The sequence below is a fragment of the Pseudoalteromonas sp. SiA1 genome (assembly GCF_018732205.1).
GTDB lineage: Bacteria > Pseudomonadota > Gammaproteobacteria > Enterobacterales > Alteromonadaceae > Pseudoalteromonas > Pseudoalteromonas tetraodonis.
The window spans coordinates 2,826,594-2,843,087 of the sequence record NZ_CP076084.1; the positions used below are offsets into that span (position 1 = coordinate 2,826,594).

The following is a 16,494-nucleotide window of genomic DNA, read 5'->3' on the forward strand; positions in this document are numbered from 1 at the left end:
GACTAACTAATTATCTATACACTTTTTTATGAATTCATTTGTTTTTCCGGCCAGCCCCCGAAGGTGCTTGATGACAACTCCAAGGCTTATGAACAGAGTTATCTTTGATGTTCTGATCAACAAATTTATAGTAACTTTCTTTAGTATGTGTCCACCAATCATCATGAACATCTGCGCCATACTTACGGATTACCTCCTCAATCCCATCAAGGCTTACGTTTGCGGCATCATAGGCAAGGTGTATTTCACCTTCTTTGATGTTGTAACTAACTTCATCTATACCAAAAAGCTGATCTATTTCTTTTACTAACTCGTCACAGCTTTCTTCTGTGACATTGCTAAGCTTTAGGTTTCGAACAACTAAATTTTGCTCTTTAACGCCAACTCTATGATTTAAATCGCTCATAATTTTTCTCCTAATGTTTGTGTGAATGCTGTTGATTGCTATCTTTCATTTCTTCCATTTTACGGTTCATCTGCGGCATCATGTTCCCCATCATTTCTAAATGATGTTCAGCCATCTTGATTTGTTGATGCATTGGCATTTCTTCCATGTTTTTGTGCATGGATTGCATCATCTTCATCATTGAACGGTGATGTTCAACCATCATCTGCTGTTGCTTTTCAGGATCTTTTTCAGTTTTAATGGCATGGACTTCCTTTTTCATTTCCATCATCTTTTTGTGCATTTCTCCCATGTTCTCATGTGGTATTGCCATGCCTTGATGCATATCAGCTTTGTTCGCACCTTCATGCTTATGCTCATTGTTTTGGGCAAATGAGCTAGTGGTTATAAGTAGTGAACTAATAAATAAAATTGATTTAGTTAACGTTTTCATGATTTTTACCTTCTACACTTTTATTAAAATTTGGGATCCAACTTGGTGTCGATTCCATATACCTGTGGTACTCCGAACCAAACTCAGCAATCGCTTGTGCTTCTTCGCGTTTCGCTAGCTTGACGTAAACAACGACTAAGATCGGAAACATCGCAAGTGTTGGGATTGTCGGCCACTGCAATAAAAAGCCGAACATGATTAGAATGAAAGCTACATACTGTGGGTGGCGACACCTTGCATACCATCCAGTTGTAGCCAATTGATGATGTTTTTGCGCGTGATGCAATACATTCCATGCTGAAGACAACATAAAGAAACCTGCAACAATTAACACCATACTCACTATATGAAATGGGTCCCAATGGGCATCACCTTGAAATCCAAAGAAAGTATGTAATAAATGCCCATTTTCATGCGCAAAGAAATTTACTTCTGGATAGGTCTCCGTCAGCCACCCCGACAGAAAATAGATAGTTAAAGGAAAGCCATACATTTCAGTAAATAGGGCAACAATAAAGGCAGAGAACGCGCTTAGACTTCTCCAATCAGTTGATGTTTTTGGTTTGACAAAACTAAAGGCAAAAAAGATAAAAATTGCTGAGTTCAGTATCACCATTGACCATAAGTCATAATCATATGTTTCATTCATCACTGCTCTCCTTTTTATGTGATTCCTTACGTGCCTTTTCTAACCCTTGTATGTAGCCATCGCGATAGGCTGCATTTTTATCCGTGAGTTCTTGAAAGCTCTCTTCCTTTTTTTCATCAGGCGCATGTGAATGATCGTGACCATGTTTACCATGACTGCCATGCATAAATACGTGCATCAAGGGGCATAGCAATAAAATCAAGTAGGGAAGAAATTGCAGCATATGTTGACCATGCTCAAGCACTAAGAAGTAGGTCACTGCGGCAATAAGTGCCAGTGCAGCCCAGCCTGTAGGTGTTGACCAAAAATTAGGGTGTTGATTTTTCATATTGCCCTCCTAAACGACTTTTAAGACACCGCGATACATTTGCATCTGACAGTGAAACTCATGCTCTCCCGGTGATAAGTTCAATAGGGTAATTTGAGTAATTTCATTTAATTTAAGCTGTTCGCTTATATCCAATGAAGGAATAAGCATTGTTTCAGCGCAGGGGGATTGATCTTTGCGCATAAACTTCAGAGTGACAGGTTGGCTAGCAGACACCTGAATTGAGGATGGGGAATACACACCATCCCTCACTTCAATGAGTACTTCATTACCTTGAACGATTGTTTTATTGGGTTTATATAGCCAAAACCACCAAACAATCAGCGCGATTAACATTAAGCCTAATAAGTTAATAACCATCATTGTGATTCTCCTTAATGCTCTTTTGCTTTAAAAAAGCGAAGTCGATTTGCATTTGACACTACAGTCAATGACGAAAACGCCATTGCAGCACCTGCAATTACAGGGCTAAGCAGAATGCCAAAGAAGGGATATAGAACCCCCGCAGCAAAAGGAATCCCGGCTACGTTATAGACAAACGCGCCAAACAAGTTTTGTTTGATATTTCGTAAAGTAGCTTTGCTTACCGCTATGGCATCAGCAAGGCCATGAAGTGAACCACGCATTAGGGTAATGTCAGCACTTTCGATAGCTACATCAGTCCCTGTGCCTATGGCGAAGCCAACATCGGCTAACGCTAGCGCAGGAGCATCGTTGATGCCATCTCCTGTCATACCAACAATTTCGCCGCCTTCTTGTAGCTCTTTCACCTTGTTGGCTTTATCTTCTGGCAGCACTTCAGCAAGAAACTCACTAATACCCACTTTTTTAGCTACGGCGGCAGCGGTTTCCTTGTTATCACCCGTTAACATGATGACGCGTATACCATTAGCCTGAAGCCGTTTGATAGCAGAGATTGAGTCTGACTTGATAGGATCTGCAACAGCAATGATTGCTGCAAGTTCACCATCTACAGCAAAGTACATAGGTGTTTTGGCTTCTTTGGCTAAAGACTGTGCTTGTTCAACAAAGCCTGTGAGGTCTATGCCTTTTAACTTCATTAGTTTATCGTTTCCGAAAAGCAGGGCTTTGTTGTTGCAGCTTGCTTCTACACCAAAACCCGTAATGGCGTTAAAGGCTTCAATTTTTAGTAACTCAATATCCTGATCTAACGCACTTTCAACAATCGCTTGCGCTAAAGGATGCTCTGAGCCGCTTTCTAAACTTGCTGCAAGCTGTAGTACGTCTTTTTCGTCAGTAGCTTTTGCTAAAATAATATCGGTTACCTTAGGTGCCCCTTCAGTAATAGTGCCCGTTTTATCTAAAATCATGGCAGTGATTTTAGAGGCGGTTTGCAGTGCCTCACCGTTGCGAATAAGCACTCCGGCTTCTGCTGCTTTTCCTACTCCCACCATGACAGACATGGGTGTTGCCAAGCCTAAAGCACACGGGCAGGCAATAATAAGCACAGTAGTTGCTGAAACGATGGCAAAAGCAATGGCTGGCTCAGGTCCAAAGTTAAGCCATGCTAGCGCACTTAACACAGAGGTGATCATCACGACAGGTACGAAAAAAGCTGAAATAACATCGGCCAAACGGCCAATCGGCGGTTTCGAATTTTGTGCTCGTTTCACCATATTGATGATCTGTGCAAGCGCCGTGTCTTTACCAACGCGTGTGGCTCTAAATAAAATCATGCCTGATTTGTTCAAAGTACCTGCGACAACCTCATCTTCTTCAGCTTTTTCAGCAGGCATAGGTTCGCCTGTCAGCATGGACTCATCAATAGAGGTGTGTCCTTCCAATACCACGCCATCGACGGGAATTTTTTCACCCGGTTTTACCTTCACAATATCGTTAAATAAAACCTGCTCAATACCTATCTGAACTTCTTTGTTGTCACGAACCACGGTTGCTGTTTTGGCTTGCAAGCCGATAAGACGTTTAATGGCCTCAGAGGTTTTACCTCTGGCTTTGATTTCTAATGCTAAACCTAAATCAATTAAGCCAATGATCATGGCGGTAGCTTCAAAATAAACATGCCGTGCCATCAATGGAACAGCGTCAGGTGCAAACACGACAACCATCGAATACAACCAAGCCGTGCCTGTTCCTAAAGCAATTAGGGTGTCCATATTGGCTGAATGATTTTTGAAGCTCTTCCATGCTCCTACATAGAAATGCTTGCCTGAAAAATACATAACACCAAAAGTTAAAATGCCTACAACCAACCAAGAAATTCGTTCAAGGTTTGTTTCAACCGTCATTTCTCCAACTACAATGCTGTAGATCATCAAAGGAACGCCGAGTGAAAGGGCAATAAACGTATCGCGCATTAGCTTTTTGTAATATGCAAAATCCGCAGCCTCTTTCTCATCAAGCGCATCTGTTGCTGAGCTATCATCAATTGGCTTCGCGTTATACCCCACTGACTCAACAGCTTTGATCAACTCTTTTGTTTTAGCTGTCCCATAAACTGTTACTGTCCTATCAGCAAAATTCATTTCCGCACTGACGACTCCAAGAGTTGCCTTCAACGCCCCTTCAATTTTGCCTACACAGCTAGCACACCCAGCACCTTCAATGATAAGCTGTTGGTTATGTGATACTTTCTCCAACGTATTCTCCTTACTTTTACACGAAGAGGATTGAGCTTTTGCCTGACAGCAACAGCCTGATTCAGTTTTTATATTTGTGTTAGTAGCCACCCTTTTTCCTCCTATGCTTTTTTAATTTGCTCAAAGTTTTCGATGAGATGACAAACCATGTTTGCAGTCGGTGCTTTGTCTTCCATTTCTTCCCATCGAGAAAGCGCAGAAGACATTTTTCCTCGAAGTGCCAACATTGCTTGAAACTGCTTTTCTGTTTCTTCAAGCCGCTCTTTGATCAGGCTTCTGACTAATGGGCACGCACTTTTACCATCTTCAGATTCATTAATAATTTCCTTGATATCTGCAACGGAAAAACCAAGGTTTCTGGCACTTAAAATGAATTTAAGTCTCGATACTTCTTTATTCGAGTATGACTTGTAGCCGTTCACTGACTTAGCAGGTTTTAACAATCCTAATCTGGTGTAATAGCGCACCGTATCAGCAGTCGTTCCAAGGCTTTTTGCCAGCTCCGCAACTTTCATATTCACTCCTCAGTTTTTTAGCTAAGTTTGTACTCTCATCTTCAGCTTAGACCTGTGTCTAAGACACAGGTCAAGTACTAATTCTAGTGAATAAGCTAAAAACTAATTTTTTGGTAAAAGAGAAATCTCGGTCAAAATCGACAGCATTAAGTACTGTAAATAGCAATAGTTTGAGCATGTTCATCATGCCTCCAAAAAATATTGTGCTAATTGTTCAAAACGGTTGGTAATTTAAACCAATCAGTAAATCGTTTTATTTTTGATGGGACTGGCGAAAAAAAGGCGCACTGATCCCGTGATTAGCCAATAATTGGTGGACGATAAAGTAAGAGATGGATACCAGATTTTGGTAGGGGTATACGCTGTAGAATTAGCTCAGAATGAATATTGCAAATACCTTCGTCTTGCGCTTCCACAAGATAGGCATTTAAATGAAAGCTTGTACAAAAACCGCCTTCACAACAAACACAATCACCAGCTTTACATTTTTCACAGTCTTCATCACCATGACGGTTTTTAGAATCTTGCGAATTTTCAGTGTGATAGTGACTATTGTCATTCATTGATTGATGATGCATATTTTTGCTTGGTTGTATAATATGCGTGTCGGAAGATCCATTTTGATGTTCTTCACAATTCATTGGTTTAGCAATAGCAAAGCCATGCTGCGTAAGCAACAGAGTAATTACCACTATTTTAAACCACTTGAAAAGTCCAAACATTTTAATTCCTTATTTATCACCTACAATATTAGCCACTTTATAAAAATAATTTTATGATCTTGATCAACCTTTGAACTAAAACCTAAACTTTTTACTTTTTACTTTTTACTTTTTACTTTTTACTTTTTACTTTTTTAAACAGCTTTAACTTCACAAGTATAAAAGGGGTGTCTAATTTATACTCATGAGATTGAAGCCAAGCATGAGCACCATTAAAAGAAATAAAAACCCTACGCTCATAACTAGGTATTGAGTAATGGATCATTTTTCCAATTGTTCAGCTTTAAGCGCAGTACTTTGCAACAATCGGTTCTATCCCGGGCACATCCAATTCCCGTTCATCAAAAGTGATAAAATGGCCTATTGTACGTCTTTCAATGGCGATGTTTTTTGCCTTGACTCTTTAACCTTAACCATTCGCCAACTTTACTTCTTAGCTGATATTCCACCTTGATAGGTATACACCAGACTGGCACCGATTGAAAACAAGAAGTAGCTTACTATTACTGCTCTTAGTTCTTTCCAAAAAAACTATTAGCTAGGCCTTTCCTAACATAACTAAAATGGTTTAAATCCCAAAAAACGAAAGCTACCATCAATATAGTTGCGGTAGCTCTCATCAAGTCAATATAGTATTTCTTCATATCAGAGCCAGAACTTGATACCTGCAACAAAAGCAGTATCACGAGTACTTTGCCCATTTAACTTCGCAAAGTCGGCTGTATTACCAAATTTATTTGTCCACTCAACGCCAACATAGGGAGCAAACTGGCGGGTAAACTCATAACGAACCCGAAAACCAATAGCACTGCTAGACAAGCCACTACCAAGGTTATTTTGGACGTCATCCTTACCGTAAAGCGTCAACTCTGCTCGTGGTTGAACAATTAACTTTTGAGTAAGTAATAGCTCATACTCAGCTTCGATCGAAAATGCACTATTACCTTGCTCTCCTAAATACGCAGTCATATCAATTTCAAACCAGTAGGGGGCTAGACCTTGTAAACCAAAAGCTAGCCATTTGCGGTTTTCACCTTCGTTATTGTAATCAAGTCGAATACCGACTTGTGTATCCCAATAAGCAGATATTGCGTGGCCCCATAGAAAATCTGTTTGGTTCTCCTCTAAATTACCTTCGCTAAAATCTCCTTCAGTTTTGATGACTAATCTATCAAAAGTAGTGCCATACCATGCCTGAAAGTCAAAAACACCTGCGTTTGTTTGCTCATTATATTCAAGACGATCCCCTAGTAGCGCGTAAAATGAATGCTCATCTGCCAAAGTCAGTCGTTTGTCGCTACTGAGTGCATAAGGACCTTCAGTCAAAGTTGTACCTGCTGCATAAGCATGGGGGTCTCTAGCATCTTTAGGTGCATCTCCACCTTGTGCTTGCATTTTAGAATCACCCATCTCAGTCATCTCATCTTTTGCAGATACAGATACACTTATAAGGGGCAAACCTATTAATAATAGTCTTAACGTATTGGTTAGTATTAATTTTTTCATGATACAACTACCTCTCTAAACATACCTGCATCCATGTGGAATAATAAATGGCAATGCCATGCCCAGCGACCTACGTCATGAGGTGTTGTTAAAAAACTAATTCTTTGCGCTGGTTGTACAGGGATAGTATGGCGACGAACCTGTACATCACCTTTTTCATTCTCCAAATCGCTCCACATACCATGCAGGTGCATGGGATGTGTCATCATTGTATCGTTTTGTAAAATAACTCTTAAACGTTGATTATGCTTCATGTGAACTGGCGTGCTTTTTCCAAATTCCAAGCCATCAAATGACCAGCTATAACGCTCCATGTTTCCAGTTAAATGTAATTCAATTTCAGCCTCTGGCTCTTGCTGGTTTGTAATTCCCTCAAGAGAATGTAAATCTGCAAGTGTTAAAACACGGCGTCCATTTTTACGTAAACCTATACCGGGATCATCAAGGTTTGTTCTAGGCATATCAACACGCATATCAACAGAAGCTCCATACTCTGTTTTTGCATGACGCACTTTAGTGCTAGCAACAGCTAATGGGTTTTTAGTCATTCCATGTTTACTATGATCCATTGCCATCGCTCCATGACCCATTGCACTATGATCCATTTTATTAGAATTCATGCCCGACATGTCTGCCATACCTGCCATCGCGGAATGCTCACCACCTTGGGCCATATTCCCCATCATATCTGTCATCGTTAACCATTCAACGGGATCTAGAGCAGGTACTGGTGCATCAATATTAGGTGCCATTGATAAAGTACCTTTAGCATAACCTGAGCGATCCATGCTTTGTGCAAAAATCGTATATGCATCATTTTTTGGCTCGACAAGTACATCATAAGTTTCACCGGGACCAAATCTAAATTCATCTACTGTCACAGGTTCAACATTTTGTCCATCAGCTTGTACAACTGTTAACTTCAGCTCAGGTATTCTTACATCAAAAAACGTATTGCTAGAACCGTTAATAAATCTAAGCCTAACCTTTTCGCCAGCTTTAAACATTCCACGCCAGTTTGTCAAAGGCGCACAACCATTCATTAAAAAAGTCATTGCAGATGCTGATAAGTCTGCAAGATCTGTAGGGTTCATTCTCATTTTATTCCACATTTCCCGGCGTTGTAGCGCATTTGAAACGCTGCTATTTGAAATGTCATCAAAAAACTCTGGAACAGTAGGTTGATTAAAGTTAAATACATCGCTCTGTACTTTTAACTTGCGGAACAAATCCATTGGGTCATCATCAGTCCAATCAGACAATTGGATAACATGCTCATTGTCAGCACTAATAATATCCTTTTCTCTTGGCTCAATAATTAATGCGCCGTACATACCTGTCATTTCTTGAAAGCCACTGTGTGAGTGATACCAATATGTGCCGCTTTGTTGCAGCTTAAATTTATAAACAAAGGTTTCACCCGGCATTATACCTTTAAAGCTAATACCCGGTACGCCATCCATTTGATACGGAAGAATGATCCCATGCCAATGAATTGAACTCGGCACTGATAATTTATTAGTTACCCTGATAGTAACGTCATCACCTTCTCTGAGGCGCAAGGTAGGAGCTGGTATTGAGCCATTGATTGTTGTAGCCATTCTTACAACACCTGTGAAGTTTACGGGTGACTCATCTATCACCAGATCTATTATTTCTCCACTTAGTTCGGGCACAGTACCTGTTATTGTTCCAGCCACTAAAGATGAAGCAGCATGAAGAATGCTTGGAAAAGCAGCTAATATACCGCCAGCAGCTAAACCTTGTACAAAGCGTCTACGCGGTGTAGAAATTTGATGTAATGGATCTTTAATTCTCATTTTACTCTCCGAGGTTTGACCAATAAATTAGTGTGACCAATGAATGTGCTTAATTTTCCATTCACCGTTTTGCTTTTCGAGAACCATTGTTTCCATCCCTTGATAATCACGTTCTTCACCATTGTAAGTACCTTTAGTTTGACTACGCGAGGCAGAGATAGCTGTATTTCCAAGTATCGTCACTTGATGTTCAAGTGTGTCGCTCTTCATCGCTGCTAAATACTTCATATCCGACAACATATGATGATGAGCATATTCATCAGCGCTCCTTTCAACGCGGCCTCCCTCGAAAATGGTGACATCATCCGCTAACTGCGCTCTAGCCTGTTTTTGATTGCCAGTTTCAAGTGCTTGATGAAATGCCAAAACAACTTTTGCGGCTGGTGTATCTACACCTTTAAACAATCCTTTGTCTTTATTCTTATCACCATGAGCGTTTGCTGCGAAACTAAACGTCATTAATAAAACGAGTAGGATATTTATTGTTTTCATTTTCATTTTCTCTTTTAGGTTTTAATTTGCAGGGCCAACAACACTAGTAAGCCCAGCCGTTACAGATAAAATGGCAAAAGCTACTACCATTTCTATCGAGATAGATTTAGATAAAGCCTCTCTGCCTTGACTATTTTTAAGTTGTGGAACGAGTATTAGTTTATGTTTAGCAGCAAGTGCCAAAATAGACACTACAAGGGCCAATTTAAACAACAGTGTTTGTCCGTAACTTGAGCTTATTAGTGCATCAAGACTTCCGACCAATTGAATCACGAGCCAGAGGCCTGCTACCAACAATAGGCTCAATGTAAAACTTGCTTGTTTGCCAAAGCTTTCCATCAGCAAATGAAGTTCTGCATAACTTAGCTGATGGCAAGCCTGTTTTAGTGGCAATAACGCCCCAAACCACCATGCCATAACGAGCACATGCAAAATAAGCAAGCCTTTTTCAATTGTGCCTAACTCAGAAATATGACCCAGTAACGTGAATGAGTATGCAAGGATTAATAAACTCAACATTAAAGCGCTTTGTTTTAAGTACGAGTTCACAGCGAGTTTGAACCTTAAAGCTAAAGCGATTATTGCGGTAACTAGCCCAAGCGCTCGAAGCAAAGCTCCAGTGCCGACAGAGGAGTCCCACATAATAGCCAATATATCAGCGTCTATCGCCCCCTGAATTCCCTCTTCTGCCATTGCACCAGTACTGGCAAAGAACCAAGTAATATTAGCGATCAAAGCCATAACTATATAAGTTCTTGTCCACGTTAAATTCGCTATTACAGCATTAGTATGAGATTCATTATTCTCAAATATTTGCCTGAAAAATGTATAACCAGCAATACAGGCAAAGCCGACGTAAAATACAATTTTTGACAGTACAATGACTGTATTCCAGATATACATTTCCATATCAATCACACCGCCTATTTTAGTGAACCATAAAGCCGAAGCTATGTTTCATTTTATGACCATCGTTACCTAAGAAGGTTACATCCACAGCATAGTTTGCAGGAGCTAATTTAGGTAGTTTCCATGTAAATTTGCTAGTAGCGACTTTAGAAGGCTCGAATCCAAATTTAAATTCTTCGCCTTGTTTATTGGCCAATGAAACTTTTACAACCCGTACCTCTTTGGTGAACACCAAAGTTAACTCTTCTGGAGGATTCATTAGCATTGCATTATCAGCAGGCACACTTTTTTCAAGATGCACATGCGCAAATACCGCACTACTAAAAACGACACTGATTACGGTTAAAAATTTAATTAATGTTTTCATATATACCTCTATTTATTTAATGGATTAACGACTAAATTTATCTTTGAAAATTTTATTACTTGGAATCCCAGCATCTGTAATTATTTTTTCCACTTCACTCATCATTGCTTCTGGACCGCACAAGTAAAACTCAGCCAAAAGCAGTTCTGATTTTTGGTTCATATACGGCAGAAGTACTTTTTGAACATAGCCTGAGTGCCCTTGCCATTCTTCTGAAGGATTAGAAAGAGTAGGAATATAAGAGAAGTTTTTATGCTTCTCACTCAGTGACTTCAATTCATTATGGTATAGCAAGTCATCTTCAGTTCGCGCACCATAGATAAGAGCCAAACCACTTTTATCTTTATGCTTTTTCAACTGTTCAAAAATAATAGACCTCAGTGGTGCAAGTCCTGAACCCGCACCAATAAACACGCGACTAACTTTTTTATTTGAAGTGGCATAAAAATCAGAAAAAGGGCCTTTTGCAGTTATCGTTTCACCTACTTGGAGTGAACCTAAATAACTTGAACCTATTCCTGCTTTAAAACCATTCTTTGCGGTCTGCCAACGGATATTAAACATTAACTCATCAGACTCCTCGTCAAAGTTAACTAATGAGTAGTGGCGAGTTACACCGTTATGAGAAAATTTTCCATGATAGTAGCTATCCCAGTATTTTTCATAGCACTCTGGCATATCATCTGGACGTAAGCTATTCATCCCTGCTGGCACATCAAATTGCATATATGCACCAGCTTTAAATGCCAACTGTTTGCCTGATTTCAGCTTAAATTTCACTTCCTTGATAAAAGGAGTAATGAAATTAGTCGCAACCACAACTAGCTCATGATTTTCAATATTGCGATCAGTATTAACTTCAATCGAACTAATTTCAGAGAACCTATGCTGACATCCAAGCCGATAACCTTCCTTAAGTTGCTCCTGAGATAAATGTTCCTGTTCAGATAGTGTGATAGGTAATTTAGTTGAACTTAAGAACACGCATTTGCCACAAGTACCGCCACCACCGCAACCTGAAGGAAGGTATACATGTGAACTAGCTAGCCCTTCTAGTACAGTTGAGCGACCAACTGCTGAGATGTCAGTAATAGTATTTTCATTGGAAAACGTCACTGCCACTTTTTGCCTGTTAGTGCCCCAACCTAGCTTCAGTAAACCACTTCGATACTGTTGTATCAGCCAAGTAACACCAGTAATTGAAAGGAATAGCGTTGCAAAAGCAAATGCAATGATCAACCAATGGTTAAATCCTCCAGAATTGCCATAGTCCATAAAGTGAAGCTTCATCATCAGATCTTTCAATCTGAAATCATCATTGGCATGGCGAAGTACTTGACCTGTAATACTATCTAAATAAATAGTTGTATTGTTCTCATCCTCAACGGCAACTTGCCACATAGGATTTTGCTGCCTTACGTGATCAGAAAACGGAGGTTGAGATAACACTGGAGTAGTTAACTTACCCTGTCCTGAGTAGGAGTTTTTTGCCAAAGTTAGTACTTGTTCTTCAGACAAATTAAATGGCTTTCCTGTTACAGCATCAAATAGCTTTGAGTGGCGTTCTTGATAGCTATGCTGCCCCTTATCGAACACAAAATGATAGTAAGGCTGATGTAAAACCCATATAAGGTTTACTTCCTGCGGAGCATTACTAGTAATGTCTTTAATAGGGAATAGGTCAAAGCCTGTAATGCTACCTTCATGATGAGAATGAACTCTAAGTTCATTACCACTGGCTTTACTGTGATCCATCAAATTGAAGTAAAGGCCCGTTCCCAACCAAATAAGCAGTTGTAAACCAACAAATAAAGAAAGCCACTTGTGTATCGTTGTATTTAACTTAAATAGTCGCATCAAATGACTCCCTTTTTATTTGGGGAAAGCACTCGGTAATAAGTCAATACTGCGCCAGTAATTGCTCCCATTAGACCTAGAGTTGCGACCAAGAACAAAAACCAGTTAGATACGTTTTCTCCATCATAGTAATCCATAATGTGGAACCGCCACATCCAATCAAACAATCGCCAGTAATCATGACGCTTGGCAACAAGTGATCCTGTTTGTTGACTTATATAAAATGTCGGTGTGGAGAATTGCTCAAACGTCACTCTCCAAACAGGTAAATGCCTTGGGGACAACTCAGCAGGCAAGTTTGTCGCTGACTTAATCAACCTTACGCTGTCGATTTGATGATTCAGCGCATAATGGTATTGTGCGATTTCTTTAGCCTTGATTTCATCTACAAGTGCCTGAACAGCTCCAGTTTTAGCATCTATTGCTACTTTTCCATTTTCTCCATTAATAAAAGAATACAAAGGACGGCCCATACTTTGAGTAAGTGTAACTTGGCTAGCTTTAGGATAATCCGCAGCTAGCTTTACAATGGAGTAATCCATACTTGCTAAATCTATTTTGGCTTCCTCACTCTTAGCCAAGGTTTCGCCGTGTATATAGTGAATATCCATAGTCACCATATACACGCCTGTAATAGACCAGAAGAGGAATTGTATTCCGACAAATGCCATTAGCCATTTGTGATATTTTCTAGCCGTGCTAAGCATTACTTTTTAGCTCCGCCTTAGAAAGCTCCTTGTTAAAGGCGTTTAATTCTGGCTTTTTAACGATTGAGTAAATTACTGGGAGCACAATAAGAGTGAGTAGCACAGCACTTGTCATTCCGCCTACCATAGGTGCAGCAATACGACTCATAATCTCCGAACCTGTTCCTGTACCATATAAAATGGGCATCAAGCCGATAATGATTGTTGCAACTGTCATCATTACTGGACGAACTCGTAAGCCTGCACCGTGCAATAATGCATCTTGATATGCATCATCAGAGATAGGTTCAGCTCGCTCTTCAGCTTTTTCCTTAAGCTCAGCAAGTGCCTGATTGAGATAGACCAACATTATCACACCAATCTCAACCGCTACCCCAGCTAGAGCAATAAAGCCCACGCCAACAGCCACAGAGAAGTTAAACCCTTCCAGATACATCAACCATAAGCCACCAATCATCGCCATCGGCAAGGTAACGATAATGATAGCCACCTCACTAAACGCTCTGAAGTTTAAGTAAAGTAGAATAACAATAATGGCGAGTGTTAAAGGCAATACATAGGTGAGCTTTTCTTTCGCTCTTTCCATATATTCGTATTGCCCAGCCCAAGTAATTGAATAACCTGCTGGTAGTTTTAGATTATTAGCCAAGTGTATTTTTGCACTTTCAACATAAGTACCTACGTCAACACCGTCTATATCGATAAACGTCCAGCCATTTAAACGAGCATTTTCACTCTTAATTCCCGGCGGACCGTTCTCAACTCGAATATCTGCGACATCACCTAGTGCAATGCGTTGACCACTTGGTGTTACAACAGGTAATCGTGATAGCTGCTCAGGAGAGTCTCGATAGTCTTGCGGATAGCGTAAGTTAACAGGGTAACGCTCTTGACCTTCTACCGTTTGGGTAACGTTCATACCACCAATAGCTGTAGAAACCACTTGTTGAACATCTTCGATGTTTAACCCAAAGCGACTTGCCTTATCGCGTGAAATATCAACCTTGATATATCGTCCACCTGCAACTCGCTCTGAGTAAACTGATGCTGTGCCTGTAACTTCGGGTAAAATTTGCTCTATTTGTTGGCCGATTTCCTGAATCACATCAAGCTCTGGTCCGGCGACTTTAATACCCACAGGCGTTTTTATGCCTGTTGCTAACATGTCGATTCGGGTCTTGATTGGCATAACCCAAGCATTCGTTAAGCCCGGAAACTTAACCAATTTATCAAACTCAGCTTTTAACGATTCAGTAGTCACACCCTCTCGCCACTGCTCTCGTGGCTTCAATTGAATAAAGGTTTCAATCATGGTTAAAGGTGCAGGATCGGTTGCAGTTTCAGCTCTTCCTACTTTACCAAATACAGTTTCAACTTCTGGCACAGTGCGAATAAGCTTGTCTGTTTGCTGCAATAACTCCCTTGCTTTACCAATTGAAATACCGGGATAGGTAGTAGGCATATACATGAGATCGCCTTCATCCAATGGCGGAATGAATTCACTACCAATTTTATCGACAGGCCAAAAGCCAACGATAGTCACTAATATTGCTGCTACTATTGTCGATTTTGGAAACTTCATGACTTGCTTTAAAACAGGCATGTAGATAGCAATCAATAATCGGTTTAACGGGTTTTTCTTTTCAGAAACAACTTTGCCTCGAATAAAGTAGCCCATCAAAACAGGCACCAATGTGATCGCCAAACCTGCTGATGCCGCCATTGCATAGGTTTTTGTATAGGCGAGCGGAGAGAACATTCTTCCTTCTTGCGCTTCCAAGATAAATACAGGTAAGAATGAGACTGTAATGATCAGTAAGCTAAAAAATAGTGCAGGGCCTACTTCACTCGCAGCCTTAGCAACAATTTGCCAGCGATTTTCATCTGTTAGTGGTGTTTTCTCCATATGCTTGTGCATATTTTCAATCATCACTATTGCACCATCAGTCATCGCACCAATCGCAATAGCGATACCGCCTAAAGACATAATGTTGGCATTGATGCCTTGCATATACATGATAATGAACGACACCAAGATACCTAATGGCAGAGTAACAACTGCCACAATAGATGAGCGAAGATGAAATAGGAAAGCCACACAGACAATAGCAACGACTGCAAGCTCCTCTAGCAACTTGCTCCAAAGATTATCAACAGCACGATCTATTAACTTCGATCTGTCATAAACAGGGACAATCTCCACCCCCTCTGGTAGAGAAGATTTAAGCGATTCAAGTTTTTCTTTTACCCCGTTTATGGTTTGTTGAGCGTTTTCACCAAAGCGCATAACGACAACACCACCAACAACTTCGCCTTCACCATTAAGCTCTGCGATACCACGGCGCATTTGAGGCCCTAAATTAACGGTAGCAACATCACCAATACGCAATGGCGTGCCTTGTTCGTTAATACCAAGTGGGATTTTCTCTATATCACTAACTGATTGAATATACCCCGTTGCGGTAACCATATATTCAGCTTCAGCCATTTCCACAACGGATGCGCCAGTTTCTTTGTTCCCTTTTTGTAAGGCTATTTGTATTAAACTTAGAGGAATATCGTAAGCTCTCAATTTATCAGGATCTACTTGCACTTGATACTGCTTAACCATACCACCAACGGCGGCAACTTCGGACACGCCCGGAACAGTTTGTAGTTCATACTTTAAGAACCAGTCTTGAATGCTTCTTAATTGGCTTAGATCATGGTTTCCAGACTTATCTGTTAAAGCGTAAATGTATACCCAACCCACACCTGTTGCATCAGGTCCTAATTGAGGTTTTGCCGAATCAGGCAGGCTTGATGCTACTTGGCTTAAGTATTCAAGTACTCTGCTTCTAGCCCAATACAAATCAGTATCGTCATCAAAAATAATGTAGACGTAGGAATCACCAAAAAATGAGTAACCACGAACAGTTTGCGCCCCCGGCACTGATAACATCGCTGTAGTAAGAGGAAATGTCACTTGATCCTGCACTACTTGTGGTGCCTGTCCCGGATAGCTCGTCTTAATTATAACCTGCACATCAGAAAGATCGGGGAGTGCATCTACTGGTGTTTTTTGTAATGAATACAAACCACCAAACGCGATAATTAAGGTAATCAACAAAACAAAGAAACGATTGCCGATAGACCATCTAATAATTGATTCAATCATTATTTTTC

At 40.4% G+C, this 16,494-nt stretch carries 16 protein-coding genes; all 16 read right to left on the reverse strand.

The window, feature by feature from the left end; genetic code table 11:
• Positions 1 to 34: 34 nt before the first annotated feature.
• The 16 genes from KK487_RS13125 to KK487_RS13200 all read right to left on the reverse strand — a co-directional run bounded on the left by KK487_RS13125 (position 35) and on the right by KK487_RS13200 (position 16,486).
• Positions 35 to 406: a hypothetical protein gene (locus tag KK487_RS13125; protein WP_008467865.1), complete on the reverse strand. Its 372-nt coding sequence runs from the start codon at positions 404 to 406 to the stop codon at positions 35 to 37.
• Positions 407 to 416: 10 nt separating this feature from the next.
• Positions 417 to 839: a hypothetical protein gene (locus tag KK487_RS13130; RefSeq protein ID WP_008467863.1), complete on the reverse strand. Its 423-nt coding sequence runs from the start codon at positions 837 to 839 to the stop codon at positions 417 to 419.
• On the reverse strand, positions 823 to 1,488 hold the full coding sequence (locus KK487_RS13135) for a methyltransferase family protein (RefSeq protein WP_010558024.1): 666 nt from the start codon (positions 1,486 to 1,488) through the stop codon (positions 823 to 825). The genes KK487_RS13130 and KK487_RS13135 overlap by 17 nt, the downstream gene beginning before the upstream one ends.
• Positions 1,481 to 1,816: a DUF2933 domain-containing protein gene (locus tag KK487_RS13140; RefSeq protein WP_008467859.1), complete on the reverse strand. Its 336-nt coding sequence runs from the start codon at positions 1,814 to 1,816 to the stop codon at positions 1,481 to 1,483. The genes KK487_RS13135 and KK487_RS13140 overlap by 8 nt, the downstream gene beginning before the upstream one ends.
• A 9-nt stretch (positions 1,817 to 1,825) precedes the next feature.
• On the reverse strand, positions 1,826 to 2,179 hold the full coding sequence (locus tag KK487_RS13145; RefSeq protein WP_004589267.1) for a cupredoxin domain-containing protein: 354 nt from the start codon (positions 2,177 to 2,179) through the stop codon (positions 1,826 to 1,828).
• A gap of 11 nt (positions 2,180 to 2,190) precedes the next feature.
• A complete protein-coding gene (locus KK487_RS13150; RefSeq protein ID WP_008467856.1) occupies positions 2,191 to 4,434 on the reverse strand; it encodes a heavy metal translocating P-type ATPase in 2,244 nt (747 codons plus the stop codon).
• Positions 4,435 to 4,535: 101 nt separating this feature from the next.
• Positions 4,536 to 4,949 (reverse strand): MerR family transcriptional regulator, encoded by a 414-nt coding sequence (locus tag KK487_RS13155; RefSeq protein ID WP_008467855.1) that lies wholly within the window; start codon positions 4,947 to 4,949, stop codon positions 4,536 to 4,538.
• A 299-nt stretch (positions 4,950 to 5,248) separates the two neighbouring features.
• Positions 5,249 to 5,671, reverse strand: a complete 423-nt coding sequence (locus KK487_RS13160) for a hypothetical protein (RefSeq protein WP_010558026.1) — start codon at positions 5,669 to 5,671, stop codon at positions 5,249 to 5,251.
• A 645-nt stretch (positions 5,672 to 6,316) separates the two neighbouring features.
• Positions 6,317 to 7,177 (reverse strand): copper resistance protein B, encoded by an 861-nt coding sequence (locus tag KK487_RS13165; RefSeq protein ID WP_004589262.1) that lies wholly within the window; start codon positions 7,175 to 7,177, stop codon positions 6,317 to 6,319.
• Positions 7,174 to 8,997 (reverse strand): copper resistance system multicopper oxidase, encoded by a 1,824-nt coding sequence (locus KK487_RS13170; protein ID WP_013465888.1) that lies wholly within the window; start codon positions 8,995 to 8,997, stop codon positions 7,174 to 7,176. Before KK487_RS13170 ends, KK487_RS13165 begins: the two co-directional genes overlap by 4 nt.
• Positions 8,998 to 9,024: 27 nt before the next feature.
• The gene (locus tag KK487_RS13175; RefSeq protein WP_024596192.1) at positions 9,025 to 9,495 is read right to left on the reverse strand and encodes a YybH family protein; all 471 of its coding nucleotides are present in this window, start codon (positions 9,493 to 9,495) and stop codon (positions 9,025 to 9,027) included.
• 15 nt (positions 9,496 to 9,510) lie between these two features.
• Complete coding sequence (locus KK487_RS13180) at positions 9,511 to 10,398, reverse strand: CopD family protein (RefSeq protein WP_024596191.1); 888 nt, start codon at positions 10,396 to 10,398, stop codon at positions 9,511 to 9,513.
• Positions 10,399 to 10,417: 19 nt separating this feature from the next.
• Entirely contained in the window at positions 10,418 to 10,765 is a 348-nt protein-coding gene (locus KK487_RS13185; protein ID WP_004589258.1) for a copper resistance CopC family protein, read from the reverse strand.
• A 24-nt stretch (positions 10,766 to 10,789) separates the two neighbouring features.
• Positions 10,790 to 12,622 (reverse strand): 2Fe-2S iron-sulfur cluster-binding protein, encoded by a 1,833-nt coding sequence (locus KK487_RS13190; protein ID WP_215521838.1) that lies wholly within the window; start codon positions 12,620 to 12,622, stop codon positions 10,790 to 10,792.
• Entirely contained in the window at positions 12,622 to 13,233 is a 612-nt protein-coding gene (locus KK487_RS13195) for a PepSY domain-containing protein (protein ID WP_232311327.1), read from the reverse strand. The genes KK487_RS13190 and KK487_RS13195 overlap by 1 nt, the downstream gene beginning before the upstream one ends.
• Before the next feature lie 88 nt (positions 13,234 to 13,321).
• Positions 13,322 to 16,486, reverse strand: a complete 3,165-nt coding sequence (locus KK487_RS13200) for an efflux RND transporter permease subunit (RefSeq protein ID WP_004589255.1) — start codon at positions 16,484 to 16,486, stop codon at positions 13,322 to 13,324.
• Positions 16,487 to 16,494 lie beyond the last annotated feature (8 nt).